General features: G+C 59.8%; 13 protein-coding genes. 7 read left to right on the forward strand and 6 right to left on the reverse strand.

Features of this window, described 5'->3' with window-relative positions; all coding sequences use genetic code 11:
* The first annotated feature begins 86 nt into the window (after window positions 1-86).
* Window positions 87-1046: a TIGR01212 family radical SAM protein gene (locus ACE3NW_RS05050; protein WP_374281018.1), complete on the forward strand. Its 960-nt coding sequence runs from the start codon at window positions 87-89 to the stop codon at window positions 1044-1046.
* A gap of 408 nt (window positions 1047-1454) precedes the next feature.
* On the opposite strand, the gene ACE3NW_RS05055 is transcribed toward ACE3NW_RS05050, so the two are convergent.
* Window positions 1455-2579: a TOBE domain-containing protein gene (locus ACE3NW_RS05055; protein ID WP_374281020.1), complete on the reverse strand. Its 1125-nt coding sequence runs from the start codon at window positions 2577-2579 to the stop codon at window positions 1455-1457.
* A 154-nt stretch (window positions 2580-2733) separates the two neighbouring features.
* On the opposite strand from ACE3NW_RS05055, the gene modA reads away from it, so the two are divergent.
* From modA to ACE3NW_RS05070, 3 genes are all read left to right on the forward strand, one after another.
* Window positions 2734-3501 carry a molybdate ABC transporter substrate-binding protein gene (gene modA, locus ACE3NW_RS05060; RefSeq protein ID WP_374281022.1) on the forward strand — a complete coding sequence of 256 codons (768 nt, stop codon included), beginning with the start codon at window positions 2734-2736 and terminating at the stop codon, window positions 3499-3501.
* A gap of 135 nt (window positions 3502-3636) precedes the next feature.
* Entirely contained in the window at window positions 3637-4314 is a 678-nt protein-coding gene (gene modB / locus ACE3NW_RS05065; RefSeq protein ID WP_374281024.1) for a molybdate ABC transporter permease subunit, read from the forward strand.
* Window positions 4314-5066 (forward strand): ATP-binding cassette domain-containing protein, encoded by a 753-nt coding sequence (locus ACE3NW_RS05070; RefSeq protein WP_374281026.1) that lies wholly within the window; start codon window positions 4314-4316, stop codon window positions 5064-5066. Before modB ends, ACE3NW_RS05070 begins: the two co-directional genes overlap by 1 nt.
* A 42-nt stretch (window positions 5067-5108) precedes the next feature.
* On the opposite strand, the gene ACE3NW_RS05075 is transcribed toward ACE3NW_RS05070, so the two are convergent.
* From ACE3NW_RS05075 to ACE3NW_RS05090, 4 genes are all read right to left on the reverse strand, one after another.
* A complete protein-coding gene (locus tag ACE3NW_RS05075) occupies window positions 5109-5909 on the reverse strand; it encodes a GGDEF domain-containing protein (RefSeq protein WP_374281028.1) in 801 nt (266 codons plus the stop codon).
* Window positions 5910-5915: 6 nt separating this feature from the next.
* Entirely contained in the window at window positions 5916-6731 is an 816-nt protein-coding gene (locus ACE3NW_RS05080) for a hypothetical protein (RefSeq protein ID WP_374281030.1), read from the reverse strand.
* Window positions 6732-6923: 192 nt separating this feature from the next.
* Complete coding sequence (locus ACE3NW_RS05085; protein WP_374281032.1) at window positions 6924-7994, reverse strand: sulfite exporter TauE/SafE family protein; 1071 nt, start codon at window positions 7992-7994, stop codon at window positions 6924-6926.
* 125 nt (window positions 7995-8119) lie between these two features.
* Window positions 8120-8530, reverse strand: a complete 411-nt coding sequence (locus tag ACE3NW_RS05090) for a hypothetical protein (protein WP_374281034.1) — start codon at window positions 8528-8530, stop codon at window positions 8120-8122.
* A gap of 260 nt (window positions 8531-8790) precedes the next feature.
* On the opposite strand from ACE3NW_RS05090, the gene ACE3NW_RS05095 reads away from it, so the two are divergent.
* The 3 genes from ACE3NW_RS05095 to ACE3NW_RS05105 all read left to right on the forward strand — a co-directional run bounded on the left by ACE3NW_RS05095 (window position 8791) and on the right by ACE3NW_RS05105 (window position 12515).
* On the forward strand, window positions 8791-10263 hold the full coding sequence (locus tag ACE3NW_RS05095; protein ID WP_374281036.1) for a sensor histidine kinase: 1473 nt from the start codon (window positions 8791-8793) through the stop codon (window positions 10261-10263).
* Complete coding sequence (locus tag ACE3NW_RS05100; protein ID WP_374281038.1) at window positions 10260-11786, forward strand: sigma-54-dependent transcriptional regulator; 1527 nt, start codon at window positions 10260-10262, stop codon at window positions 11784-11786. The genes ACE3NW_RS05095 and ACE3NW_RS05100 overlap by 4 nt, the downstream gene beginning before the upstream one ends.
* A gap of 273 nt (window positions 11787-12059) precedes the next feature.
* Complete coding sequence (locus ACE3NW_RS05105; protein WP_374281040.1) at window positions 12060-12515, forward strand: pyridoxamine 5'-phosphate oxidase family protein; 456 nt, start codon at window positions 12060-12062, stop codon at window positions 12513-12515.
* Window positions 12516-12764: 249 nt separating this feature from the next.
* Here ACE3NW_RS05105 and ACE3NW_RS05110 read toward each other — a convergent pair whose 3' ends face one another.
* Window positions 12765-13718, reverse strand: a complete 954-nt coding sequence (locus ACE3NW_RS05110) for a glycosyltransferase family 2 protein (RefSeq protein ID WP_374281042.1) — start codon at window positions 13716-13718, stop codon at window positions 12765-12767.
* Window positions 13719-13728 lie beyond the last annotated feature (10 nt).

The following is a 13728-nucleotide window of genomic DNA, read 5'->3' on the forward strand; positions in this document are numbered from 1 at the left end:
CCGGCATGAAGTCAAGACGGTGGACGCAGGGTTAAAATATTTGTCCCGTCCGCATACGCGGATATAAGCCCCCAAGGCATGTAAACATGCAGCGTTGGCATACTCTGGCCGCCCATTACAATCATAAGTGCGGTTGCCGGGTGCAAAAAATTCCACTTGATGCCGGGGCTTCCTGCCCCAACCGCGACGGCACGCTTTCGCGTTCTGGCTGCACATTTTGCAATGCCAACGGTTCCGGCTCTGGCCGTGCAAAACAGGGGGATTCCCTGTTGCAGCAATGGAATGCCCAGCGCGCAGCATACCTGCGGGACGACCCCAATACGCGCTTTATTGCGTATCTGCAATCATTCTCTAACACCTATGGGCCGCAGATACGCCTGCAACAACTGCTCCAGACCGTGTGCGGCCTGCCAGAATGCTTTGGCGTGGCCGTGGGAACCCGTCCCGATTGCCTGGATGGCCACAAGCTCGACACCCTCGCGGCCCTCAACTGCGACCTGTGGCTGGAACTTGGCCTGCAAACGGCCCACAACGCAACCCTCAACCGCATTAACCGTGGGCACACCGCCGCCGATTCCGAAAAAGCCGTGCGCCTGGCCGCAGAGCGCGGCATAGCCGTGTGCGCCCACCTCATGGCCGGCCTGCCTGGTGAAGACGAGCGCCACTTCCTGCAAAGTCTCGACTGGGCGCTTTCTCTGCCCATCAAGGGCCTCAAGCTCCACAACCTCTACGTTCCCAAGGGCACAGCCCTCGCCACCCACTATGCAGCTGGCCTCTACCACCCCCTCTGGCGCGACGAATACGTGGACACCCTCTGCGCCGCCCTGCCCCGCATTCCCTCAAGCATCGTCATCCACCGCCTTCAAAGTGATCCCGCCCCCCGCGAACTGCTTGCCCCCACCTGGGCCTCCGACAAACGCGGCCTGCTGGGCGATTTGCGCAAGGCCCTGGGGGCCAGGGAGTTGTGGCAAGGTAAGCACGCCGACTCCCCCCTGGGGTGTCCGGCGGTCTTTTTGGGCGCTGGCGGCGTCAGGGATGATCTATGATCGGGTCGAGTACCATTGTGAGTACACTCCCCTCACAAAGCTCCTCCCTTCCTTGCCAGCGCCCAAAAATCCTCGCCGGACACGGCGCATGCGCTGGGGGGGGGCAGATGTTGCCCCGGCGGCGTCAGGGATGATCTTTGATCGGGTCGAGTACCATTGGAGTACACTCCCCTCACAAAGCACCTCCCTTCCTTGCCAGCGCCCAAAAATCCTCGCCGGACACGGCGCATGCGCTGGGGGGGGCAGGTGTTGCACCGGCGGCATCAGGGACGATCTTTGATCGGGTCGAGTACCATTGGAGTACACTCCCCTCACAAAGCTCCTCCCTTCCTTGCCAGTGTACCCCTCAAAAAAAGCGCCGGTTGCCATGATGACAACCGGCGCTCGCTGTGCAAAGCTTGCTGCGGGCTAGTCCACAGTCAAAATAACGGAAAAAGCCTTGAAAAATACGGTAACCGTCTGACCAGCCACAAGGTTGATGGGATTTTCCGGGCCACGGTTGCGCAGGGCGCACACCTGGCTGCCCTCGCCCAGAGCCACCAGAATTTCGGCCACCATGTCGTCCTCGCGCACGCGTTCAACCACGCCGGTAAAGCAGTTTTCTGCCGGGGGCGAACTTTTGGGCGACAGCTCGCCGCCCTGCACCAGCACCCAGGGGGCTTTGATGCTGGCATTGACCAGTTTGCCCTCATTGAGCGCCAGGGTTTTGCAGCTTTCGTCGGTAATGAGCGACGAAACGCGCAGGCCGCCTGCGGTGCGCAGCACCACCTCGACCAGCAGCCCGCTTTGGCGCAATGTGGTTATGCGCCCCTGAAAGACGTTGCGCGCACTGGTTTTCATGGGTCGCTCCCTTTGCAGTTGTTCGCGCAGCAGGCGTTTGGCCTCCTGCGGGTCGCAGCGGACAATGCCGCTCTGGCCGGGTGCAGAACGCCGACCCAGAAAAATATCCACAACGGGCAGGGGCAGGCCCTGCCGCCCCAGTTCAAGAGCGCGTGTGTGCCGTAGTGCGCGCGCGCTCAGCAGGCCCTTGGGCAGGCCGCAGGCCGCCCCGCACTGTTGCAGGCAGCGGCGCACATAGCTTGCGTCGCAGCGCAGAAGCTCGCGCGTTTCGGGAAACAGCGCCGGGTCTTCCAGCACTCGCCGGAGGCGGCGGCTGATGGTCAGCGGCAGCGGCACTTCACGTCCAGGCGTGTCGTTGTTGCCGGGAACCCGGATGACCCCCTCCTGAAAATCGAGATGCGAGGGCATGATTTCAAAAATTTCCACAAGCCGCAGGGCCGCGTAACGCAGCAGCATAAAGATAAGCCACATGCGCAGGCGGGGCCGTTTTTCGCGTGGGCCGCGTGCCGCGCTGGCACGCTCCCACAGCCATGTTTCCACGGCAAGAAGTTCACGCGGGCTTATGCGTCCTGTATCTTGCAGCAGTGCAGCCGAATCGCGGCGCATGAGCCTTTGGCGCAGCCAGGCTCTGTCTGCGGAAGAGAGCGAGCGCAAAAGCGCGGCCATTTCCTCACGGTTTTTGTTTTTTTCCATGCTGCTTCCCGTCAGTTTTCTGATCTTATACAAATAAAAACCCTTTGTTGTACAGTGTTCACGCTTTTAATAAAAATCGCGACTGTATTGCCCGCCCTGATGGCTTCTGTACTGTGAACGTACAAACAGCGCATCTGGCGCACGGAGGGACTTCATGAAAAAGACAGCACATGTTCGTGGGGCATTTGGCCGTATGGCACTGGTACTGGCCTGTCTGGCCCTGCTCGGTCTTCCTGTTCAGGCAGCGGAAATGACGGTTTCTGCCGCCGCCAGCCTTACCAATGCCTTTACCGAAATCAAGGGCTTGTTTGAAAAGAAGCATGCGGGCTTGCAGGTACACACCAACTATGCCGCCTCCAACCCCCTGCTCAAACAGATTCAGGAAGGCGCGCCTGTTGACGTTTTTGCCTCTGCCGACCAGGCCACCATGGACAAGGCCGTGGCTGCGAAGGTTGTGGACCCCGCCACCCGCAAGGATTTTGCCCTCAACGACCTGGTGCTCATCGTGCCTGCCGGTTCCAAAAAGCCTGCCAAGCTTGACGACCTCAAGGCTCTCAAGCGTGTAGCCATCGGCAATCCCGATTCCGTACCGGTTGGGCGCTATACCAGGGATGCGCTGACCACCGCCAAGCTGTGGGAAGCCCTGCAACCCCAGCTGATCATGGGCAACAGTGTGCGGCAGGTGCTGGACTATGTGGCGCGCGGCGAGGTTGACGCTGGCTTTGTGTACCGCACTGATGCCAAGCAGCTTGCCGACAAGGTTGACGTGGTCATGATTGTGGAAGGCCATGATCCTGTGAGCTATCCCATTGCGGTTGTTACCACCGGCAAGGAAGCCAAGATGGGGCAGGAATTCCTTAATTTTGTGCTCTCGGCTGAAGGGCAGGCAGTGCTTGCCAAGTACGGTTTTTCCAAGCCGTAATAGCAGAAGTGCTTGAGCCTCTAGCTGAAACAACTTTTGCGTGGGCTTGAGTGTGCTGGCGGTTGCCGTTTTGGCAGAATCGGCAACCGCTTGAATTTTTTATGTTCATTGCGGTGATGTGGCAGGGGGATGGACATGGATTTTGATTTTGCATTTGTCTGGAGCCCCCTGGAGCTTTCGTTGCGCGTGGCCGGAGCGGCCACGGCAGTCTCCTTTGTTGTGGCGACGCTGGCGGCCTGGCGGCTGGCCCGCAAACGCGGCCCCATGCCAGCCCTGCTGGATGCCTTGTGCTCCTTGCCTCTGGTCATGCCGCCCACAGTGCTGGGCTACTACCTGATCCTGCTTGTAGGGCGACGCGGCGTGTTTGGGCCGGGGCTGGCAGAACTGGGAATAAACCTGATTTTTTCGTGGCAGGGCGCGGTTGTCGCGGCCACGGTGGTGGTTTTTCCGCTCATTTACAAATCGGCACGCGCAGCTCTTGAGCAGGTAGACAAACACCTGGAAGACGCGGCGCGCACGCTTGGTGCATCTGAGTGGCGGGTATTTGTGAGCGTATCACTGCCGCTGGCCTGGAAGGGCATTTTTGCGGGCATCATGCTGGCCTTTGCGCGCGGTATGGGTGAATTTGGCGCAACGCTCATGATCGCGGGCAATATTCCGGGCAAAACACAAACCCTGGCGCTTGCCATTTACGATGCTTTTCAGGCAGGCAACGATCTGCAAGCCTCGTGGCTTGTGGTCATCACCTCCGCCGTATGCGTGAGCCTGCTGATGGCAGCGGAACTGCTGGTAAAATTCAAGAGGCGGCGCTGATGTTATCCCTGCATCTGGAAAAAAGTTTCAGGAACGGCGTAACGCCCTTTAGCTTGAACGTGCGCTATGACATTGGCGACGAGCACAAGTGCGCGGTGCTCTTTGGCCCATCGGGCTCGGGCAAGTCGCTGACCATGCAGTGCATGGCAGGGCTCACACGGCCAGATGCCGGGCATATCCGCATTGGCGACTGCACGCTGTATGACAGTGCGCAGAATGTCTTTGTTTCAGTGCAAAAAAGGCGCATCGGCTACATGTTTCAGGATTACGCGCTGTTTCCGCACCTGAGCCTTTTGCAAAACGTGGCTTATCCGCGCACGGGCTGCTGGCCCTGGAAGGTACACGGCGAGGAGCGCGACAAGGCGCAGGGCATGCTCGAACGTCTGGGTATCGGGCATCTGGCGGCCCATCTGCCGTCGCAGATATCCGGCGGGCAGCGGCAGCGGGCGGCGCTGGCTAGGGCGCTCAACGCAGACCCTCTGCTGCTCCTGCTCGACGAGCCCTTCTCTGCGCTTGATCCTCTGCTGCGCGAACGCCTGCGCGAAGAGCTGCTTGAGCTTATCGGCAATCTCACCATTCCGGCTGTGATCATCAGCCATGACCCGGATGATGTGGATACCTTTGCTGGCGGGCTTGTGCTGTACGACAGGGGAGGGGCGCGCACGGTCGCGGATTATGCAGACATGCGTAAAAGCTTTGCCACAGCTGGCAAGTGCCTGCGGTACTTGCAGGAGCAGAACGGGGCGGCGTAGCTGCCTCAATCCGCAACGTACTGCGCGTGGTGGGGGAGGAAGCTAGGGCAGATTGCCAGAATCGCCCTGGGGGAGTTTGGAGGCCTTTTTGGCCATATACAGGGCACTGTCGGCGCGCTTCAGGGCATCTTCAACCGTTTCCTGCGTGCAATCCCATGTGGCGTGCCCAATGCTTATGCCAATGTGCAGCAGCAGGCCGTCGGTGGCAATGGGTGCGCCCACAATTTCGCGGATGCGCCGAACCGTGCGCATGATGTCGGGCGTGCCATTGCGGTGGCCCAGCAGGGCCAGAAATTCGTCGCCGCCAAGACGCACAAGCACGTCCTCCTTGCGCAGGCAGCCCGAAAGCCGCTGGCCGAGAATGGTCAGAACCGTATCACCCACATGGTGGCCGTAGGTGTCGTTGACAGGCTTGAATCCGTCAAGATCCATATATAACAGTTCAACAACACCGTGGTTTTGGCGCAGTTCTGGCATGGATTCATCTATGCGGGCGGCAAGGCCGTGCCTGTTGAGCAGGCCCGTGAGGGAATCGCGTTCTGCGGCGTACTGGATGCGGTTTTTGTCTTTTTCAGCACGGGTAAGGTTATCAATCAGGGTCGAAAGGGTGGTGGAGAGCACTTCTATTTCCAGAATGCCCTGATCGCGCGGAATGGCCACGCGCTCGCCCTTGCTGAGCTTGTCGGCGGCGAGAGTGAGGGCCTTGAGCGGGGCGATAACCCTTCTGGCAATATAGCCTGCCACCAGCGCAAAAAGTGCGGCCAGCAGCAGCCCGGCCACAAGTATGCGCGACACAAGCCTGCGCACCGGCTCGTAGGCCGCTTCAAGCGATTGGCGTGCCACAACGCTCTACTGCAAGCCGTCGTAATCCTTAAATCCTGTACACTTGACAGCAGCGGTAAGGTAGGAGGAACCGTCGGGCCAGGGCTCCACGCCCCAGGCGGAAGCGGCGTTCTCAAGCTGTTGCAGCAAGGGCAGTGCCAGCGGTTGGGTGTTGGTGTCGCCCCCCAGTATAACGCTGCCGTCTGCACCAAGAACCATAATCCGGGTATCGGTATCAGAGCCTTCGCCGGACAGAATGAATTCTTCCACCTCTCTGGCCCATTCCCAACTGAGGTGGGCCACAATAACCCAGTCTTTCAGCTCACCGTTGCCGATGGGCATGCTGATGTCCACAAACCTGAGCGGCGCGTCATGTGGGTGGGGCAACAGCTGTGCCAGCAGGCTGGCCTTGCGCACGTCGCCCACGAACAAACCGTTTTTGCCATGGCGAAAGATGGAGCAGATAGAAAGATCAGTGCCTTGCAGCACCCCGCCTGTGGCGGCCTGAACCTTGCCCGATGGGTCCATGAGTCCGATCCAGGCAAATGAGGGCAGTGTGGCCTGCAACCGATTGATTGCGGAAGAAACCTTGTCCATGTCAGTGCCAAGCAGGCCCACAGTGTACCGCAGGGTGTCCACTTCCTTGATCCAGAACCACATGGACTGGTCGAGTGCCCTGGCCAGCGATTGTACGCGGTTGGTCAGCAGCAGGCCGCGTTCATAGCGCGCCTCGCTGCTGGCCTCGCGCCCGGTTATGGCCGCAAGAAAGCAGGAGGAAAGCAGAATGAGCAGGGTGAAGGCCTCAATAAATTGCGCCTTGAGGCTGCGCGTAAATAGGCGCATGGCTCCTCCTGCGGAGGCATGACAAAACAGCGGTCAAAGGTTCTTTTTCGTTATTATTGCACCTTATCGAATTGCGCGAAATACGCAATGGGTTGGGAACTTCTGGCCTGCCAGCTCATCAGAAATAAAAAAGGGAGGTGCAGACGCATTGCACCTCCCTTTTTGGCTACAGGTTTGAGGAGAAGAGATTTTTTATGCGGCGTTGCCCAGGGCAGACTCCCTGCGGTTGCGCTGTTGCCCGCGCCACATGGCACCAAGTATCATGCCTGCACCCACAAGCAGACCGGCGCACATGGTCACAAAGCTGACCACCTTGAAGATGTACAGTATGCCCGATCCCATGTGGATGATCCCCAGCGCGTTCAGGTATCCAGGTAGGGCCACAATACGGCTGGCGGCCACGATGAGCATGATGGCGGCCATGACATATTTGATCATGATGGGTTTGACGTAGGTGGTGCCGATGGCCCCAAGCTGCACGCCGAGCAGTGAACCTGCCAGAATGATGAAGACCAGACGAATGTCTATCATGCCGTGCATGGCCCAGTTTACAGAGCCGCAAAGGCCCATCACAAAGGCTGTGACCAGCTCCGTACCCGAAGCGATCAGCCCCGGCACGCCGATAACATAGATCAGCCCAGGCACGCCCACAAAACCGCCCACGGCAATGGTTGCAGCCAGCATGCCGGTGGCAATGCCCACGGGCAGGGTAAACCACAGCGAAATACGCAGGCCGGATTTGGGAAAGGAAATCATGGGCCACAGGTTGATGGCCTGAAGCTTCTTGGCCAGAGGCGGGGTTCCCTCGTCATCGTCCATGCCGGCCTGGCTGGAGCGCAGGGCATCCTTGAGAATATAGCTGCCCACAACAACCAGAACCACCACGAATGAAACACTCACATAGAGGTCGGAACCGGCCTGTCCCCAGTTTGCAAGAATATACCGCTGGATGCGTATGCCAATCTGCACGCCAATACCGGCCGTGGCAGCGATAACAATACCCAGCTTTATATCCACCTGACCAAAGCGGTAACGCTTGATGGCGCCCACCATGGCCTTGGGAAATTTGTGACACATGTTGCTGGCCACGGCCACGGCACCGGGAACACCCAGGCCCATCATGCCGGGAGTAAGAATAAATGCACCGCCAGAACCAATAAAACCGCTCACCAGACCGCCCACAAAACCCACAGCCAGCAAAAAGGCTATGGAAACAGGCGTAAGCGTAATGAATTGCGACGGGTCAAGACTGAGCAGATCCATGTTTACCTCCACGGGCATATTGCCTGGGCGTGCTGTGCTTGCGCTGGCAGTGGCAGGCCTGCCGCCGAGCAACAAATGGTACGGGCCGGGCGGCGGCGCTGCCCGGCCCTGTAGAAAACGCTGTTCTAACCGTGAACCACGGCAGTGGTGTCAATGCGCGGCGCGGGCGTGGCAGCCTGACGCACAGCAACCTTGGGAGCGGCCTTGGCGGTCTTTTGCACGCCGGTAATGCCGCACAGTTCCCACAACGCACCGGCAAAATGGCCGTGTACATAAGAGAGCAGCAGCACCGAGGCAATGGGCAGGGCTGTCCAAAGCCCACCCTTGGCGCACAGGGCCGCAAAGGCATCGGCATTGGTAAAGGCCAGCACATACATAAGTATGCTGCCCATGCCGAAAACCAGCAGCTGCTTGAGCGCCTTGGGCTGTGCCTTGCCGTTAATGGTCCACAAATCGTCTGTCCATCCGGGTTGCCCCGCATCGGCATAAGCCACAGCGGTAAACCAGTTTTCCATCGTTTTTTGCAGGGTGTTCATGTCGGCCTCCTGCACGGGTGTTTACAACTATTGTGCCAAAAAGTTCAAAATATAACATGCTGATATGAAAGAGTAAATTTTTTGCCAGCCCATGGCTGCCCCTGCGCGCAACTGTTGCATTATGGCATGCCCCGGCAGGTATTTGTCTGCAAAGTGTTGGGGCGCAATGCTTGTCAGTTGTGTTTTATTTTTGTACGCTGTAGCAAATTGAAACAGTATCGGGCGCAGAGTTGAAACATTGCGCCTGCGGGGGTGAGATCATGCTTCCGCTTTTATCTCTCTGGCACACCATTCGCGGCAAAATCGCCATCGGCACGGGCCTGTTTCTGGTCATGCTGCTGCTTTTGGGCGGCATTGCCAGCTATGACCTTGGGCGCATCGACCATGCGGCCCGCCTTATTGATATGGTGGACGACCTGCGCAGTGATGTGCTTGAAATGCGCAGATATGAAAAGAATCTTCAGCTTTTCCCCGGCAGGACAGGGGACATGGCTGCCCTGCACAATTTTGTGGATCTGACCCGCGAACGGGCCACTGCCGTGGGGCAGGAGTATAACGCCGCCATGGGCCGCCGCGTGGGCGACGGCGCGCACCGCAATCTTGATCTGCTGCTTGAGGGTATTGGAACCTACGAGGCCCTGCTGGACGATGTGCCGCCTGACAGCGCCGCGCTTACCGACCAAGGGCAGCGGCTGAGCGAACTGGCCGATTCGGCGGTGCGGCGCATGCGTCAGGGCATTTTTACCGCCGTGGGTGATCTGCGTACCCAGCTGCTGGCCGCCGTTGCTGCTCTGCTGGCCTGCGGCATCGGTTTTGCCTGGCTGATTGGCAGGCATATTGTGCGTGCGCTGGCAGCCATTGAAAGTGCCGCCCGCAGCGTGGGTGCGGGCTTGCCCCTGCCGCCGCCACCGCCACAGCTGGAGCAGGAGGCCCGCCATGTGCTCCAGACCCTGGACGGCATGGCCGCAGAGCTTGAAAAGCGCCACGCCATGTTGTTGCAGGAAAAAAAGCTGGCCTCGCTGGGCGTGCTGACTTCTGGCGTGGCCCATCAGCTCAACAATCCCCTGAACAATATTTCTGTTGGCTGCCAGTTGTTGGGTGAAGACATCAACGACGCCCGTCTGGGGGTGCGGCCCATGCCTGCGGCAGCAGATGTGGCGGCCCAGCTGGACGAAATTCAGGCCGAGGTGGTGCGCGCCCGCGATATTGTGCGCGGCCTGCTCGATTTTGCGCGCGACCGGCCATTTACGGTGGCGCGGCACGAGCTGGCAGAAGTGGTGGGCAGGGCCGTGGCCCTGGTGCGGCACGACATGGGCGCGGGCGTGAGCATAGAGGTGGATGTGCCGGATGCTCTGGCGCTGCCCGTGGATGCCCAGCGCCTGCAAGAGGTGCTCATCAACCTTCTGCTCAATGCGGCGCAGGCCATGGACGGCAAGGGCGAAGTGCGCATCAGCGCGCAGACGGACGAGATTGCGGGCATGGCCGAACTGCGCGTGAGCGACACGGGCAAGGGCATAGAGGCGCAGTATCTGGGCCGGGTATTTGATCCTTTTTTCAGCCTCAAGCCCGTGGGAGAGGGAACAGGACTTGGCCTTTCCATAGCCTTTGGCATTGTGGGCAAGCACAAGGGTACGCTTGAGGTGCAGAGTCAGCCGGGACAGGGGGCGTGCTTTACTGTGCGTCTGCCGCTGGCAGGGCGGCTCGGTGTGGACGATTCAGGAGCAGACGCATGACTACGGAACGTTTTCGCCTCGAAGAACAGACGAGGGCCTCAGCGGAGGCTGGCCAGACCTACGGCGGCCACGCCCGCGAAGCTGTGCCACGCACGGGCGGCAGGCTGCTGATCATTGACGACGAGCGCATGGCGCGAGCCAACCTGGCGCGCGCCCTTGAGCGCGGCGGGCACGAATCGGCCCAGGCGGGCAGCGGCGAGGAAGGTCTTGCCCTGCTTGCCGAGCAGGATTTTGACGTGGTTATTACCGATATTGCCATGGCGGGCATGAACGGTATGGAGGTGCTCAAGGCGGTACGGTCGAGCAAGCCCGATGTGGAAGTGATCATGGTCACGGGCTACCCCATGATTGAAAACGCCGTGGAGGCCATGCGGCTGGGGGCTTTTCACTATCTTGCCAAGCCCTATTCGCTTGAAGAGGCCCGCATGCTGGTGGCGCGTGCGCTCGAAAAGCGCCGCCTGCGGCAGCAGGTGGCCCAGATGCGTGCCCAGCTTGAGGCCAGCGGTTCTGTTCCTGAGATGGTGGGCGTGTCGCCTGCCATGTGCGGCCTGCGCCAGGCGCTCATGCGCCTTGCTCCCACCGATGTGGCAGTGTTGCTGCAAGGTGAAACAGGAACCGGCAAGGAGCTGGCGGCGCGCACCATGCATGCGCAGAGCCAGCGTTCGCGGCGGCGCTTTTTGGCGGTGAACTGCGGGGCGCTTTCGCCAGAGCTGCTTGAAAGCGAACTTTTTGGACATGAGCAGGGGGCTTTTTCTGGCGCGGTGCGGCGCAAGGAGGGCCTGTTTGAGGCCGCCAGCGGCGGCACGCTTTTTCTGGACGAGATAGGAGAGATGCCGCCGGGTATGCAGGTCAAACTGCTGCGCGTGTTGCAGGAGCAGAATCTGCGGCGCGTGGGCGGCACAGTGGACATTCCCGTTGACGTGCGCATTATCGCCGCCACCAACCGCAACCTCAAGGAAGAGGTGGAGGCCGGGCGTTTTCGCCGTGACCTGTACTACCGCGTGGCCGTGGTCACGCAGGAACTGCCGCCCCTGCGCAGCCGCGCCGAGGACGTGCCACTGCTGGCGCGTTTTTTTCTGGCGCGGCTGGCCGAGCAGGGCGGGGCTGTTCCACTGGATATCGACGACAGCTCCCTTGACGCTCTGCGGCTCTATCCCTTCCCCGGCAACGTGCGCGAGCTGGCCAATATTCTGGAACGTGCGGCGGTGTTCTGCCCGCCGGGCGGCTGTATCGGCCTTGCCCATCTGCCGCCCGAAGTGCGCGAGGACGGAGGACGTTTTGCCCCGGCGGCCCCTGCCGCTTCTCCTTTTCGGGATGTCCCGCAGACAGAATTGGCCCCTGCGCCCTTGTCTCCCCCGCAGGCGGAAAAGCACGAGGCCCCGCTGGTTCCTTTGGCAGAGATGGAAAAGCAGCACATTCTGCACGCCCTTGAACTGGCGGGCGACAACCGTACCCTGGCCGCAGACATGCTGGGCATCAGCCGTTCATCCCTGTGGCGAAAACTGCGCGAATACGGCGTGTAGCACTGGCCGGGCGGGCATGTGCGGCGGCGTTGTTTTGCCGTGAAAGTATAAATGTGTGCAGTAATGTAAAGAATTACATGATCATTTTACTTTGAAATACGGCACATCTGAAGTAAAAAAAATTGTCTGGGAGTATTTTCGCAAAAAATACTTTTGGCTGCCTGCCTTCCTTGCTGCAATTGTTTTGCTGGTAAAGGCAGGGCTGGCGCAGCCTTTGCTTCTCGCGACGCGCTCCCTGTATCCGTTTACCCTGGAGGAACCATGCAGGCTCGTATGAAAGAACACCCCCTGACCGCCGAACAGATGGATTGCCTGTTGGACACCCCCTCGGTGGGGCATTTGGCAACGCTGGGTGAAAACGGCTTTCCCTACGTAACCCCCGTACACTTTGTGCGCATGAACGGGCGGGTCTATTTTCACGGTCTGGCGGCGGGGCAAAAGCTTAAAAACCTGCGCGCCGATGCGCGTGTCTGTTTTGAGGTGGAGGGGGCGCACAAGTTCATTCAGGCCGACACGCCGTGCGATACCAATACCGCCTACCAAAGCGTTATCATCACGGGGCACGCGGCGGTGGTGGAAGATTCCGCAGTAAAAACTGCCGCACTTGATGCCATTGTTGCCAAGTACACCCCCCAGCATGCCGGGGCGGTGTATCCTGCAAACATGCTCAAGATGACGGCGGTGGTTGCAATCACCATTCATGAAATCACCGGGAAATACTATGCGTGAGCAGGCGCATGGGGTAGGTTTGGATCAGGGTTTTGTCCGGCGTGTAGCGGGGCTGTCCCTGCCAGTGCTGCCGGTGCAGGATTATTACGCTCTTGCTCCACGTGGGCAGCTTGCTCTCTGGAAAAAAACACATCGCCTCCGCGCTAGGCCGTCATGGATATGTTGCTGCTCCGCAACTGGCCGGGCAAGGTGGGTGAGTTCGAAATCGTCATCCACCGGGCGGTGATTATGGCCGAAGGCTAAGGACGGCTACAGCTTTCTGGCAATGATATAGCGGGGCCTGCGGCGTACCTCGGTAAAGACCTTGGCAAGATACTCGCCCACCAGCGCCAGGCAGAAAAGCTGCACAGAACCCAACAGCAGCACCACAATGATCAGCGATGTCCAGCCGGGAATGGTTTCGCCCATGGCGTACTTGAGCAGCGAAACACCGCTGAAGGCCACTGCCGTCAGCATGCAGAGCATGCTCATGAGGCCCGCAAAACGCAGCGGCGCGGCACTGCACGCTGTAATGCCCTTCCAGGCGAACGACACCATTTTCCAGAAGGGATACTTGCTTTCTCCGGCCATGCGGCTTTGGCGCATGTAGTACACCTGCGCGCTCTTGAATCCCAGAGCGGGAAAAAGCCCACGCAGGAACAGGCTCTGCTCGTGTACCTGGTCCAGAGCCTCAAGCACGGGGCGGGCCACCAGCCGGTAGTCGGCGTGGTCGGGAATGAGCGGAACCTTGAGCCAGCGCATGAAACTGTAGAACATGTGGGCCGTGCGGCGTTTGAAGGCCGTGTCGGTGGTGCGGTCGTTGCGCACGCCGTAAACAATGTCGTTGCCCAGGGCGTAGCTGGCGATCATTTCGGGGATGGCGGCTATGTCGTCCTGCAAGTCGGCGTCGAGGCTGATAATGCAGTCTACGCCCCATTCGCGGGCTGTTATCATGCCCGCCCAAACGGCGTTCTGGTGGCCGGCATTGGCAGCAAAACTGACAGCCCTGCAATGGGGGTCAGCGGTGTGGCGCGCTTCCAGTATATCCCACGTGCGGTCACGGCTGCCGTCGTTGACGTACAGGGCGTAACTGTCGGGGTGGATACAGCCCTTGCCCTTGAGATCGTCCAGCAGATTCGCCAGAGCATCAAGGGTGCGGGGCAGGGTTTCCTCTTCGTTGTAGCAGGGAACAACCAGCGCTAGCAGGGGGGCCGAACGGGACAATTTCTCTCTC

Source organism: Desulfovibrio sp., assembly GCF_041907885.1.
Taxonomy (GTDB): domain Bacteria; phylum Desulfobacterota; class Desulfovibrionia; order Desulfovibrionales; family Desulfovibrionaceae; genus Desulfovibrio.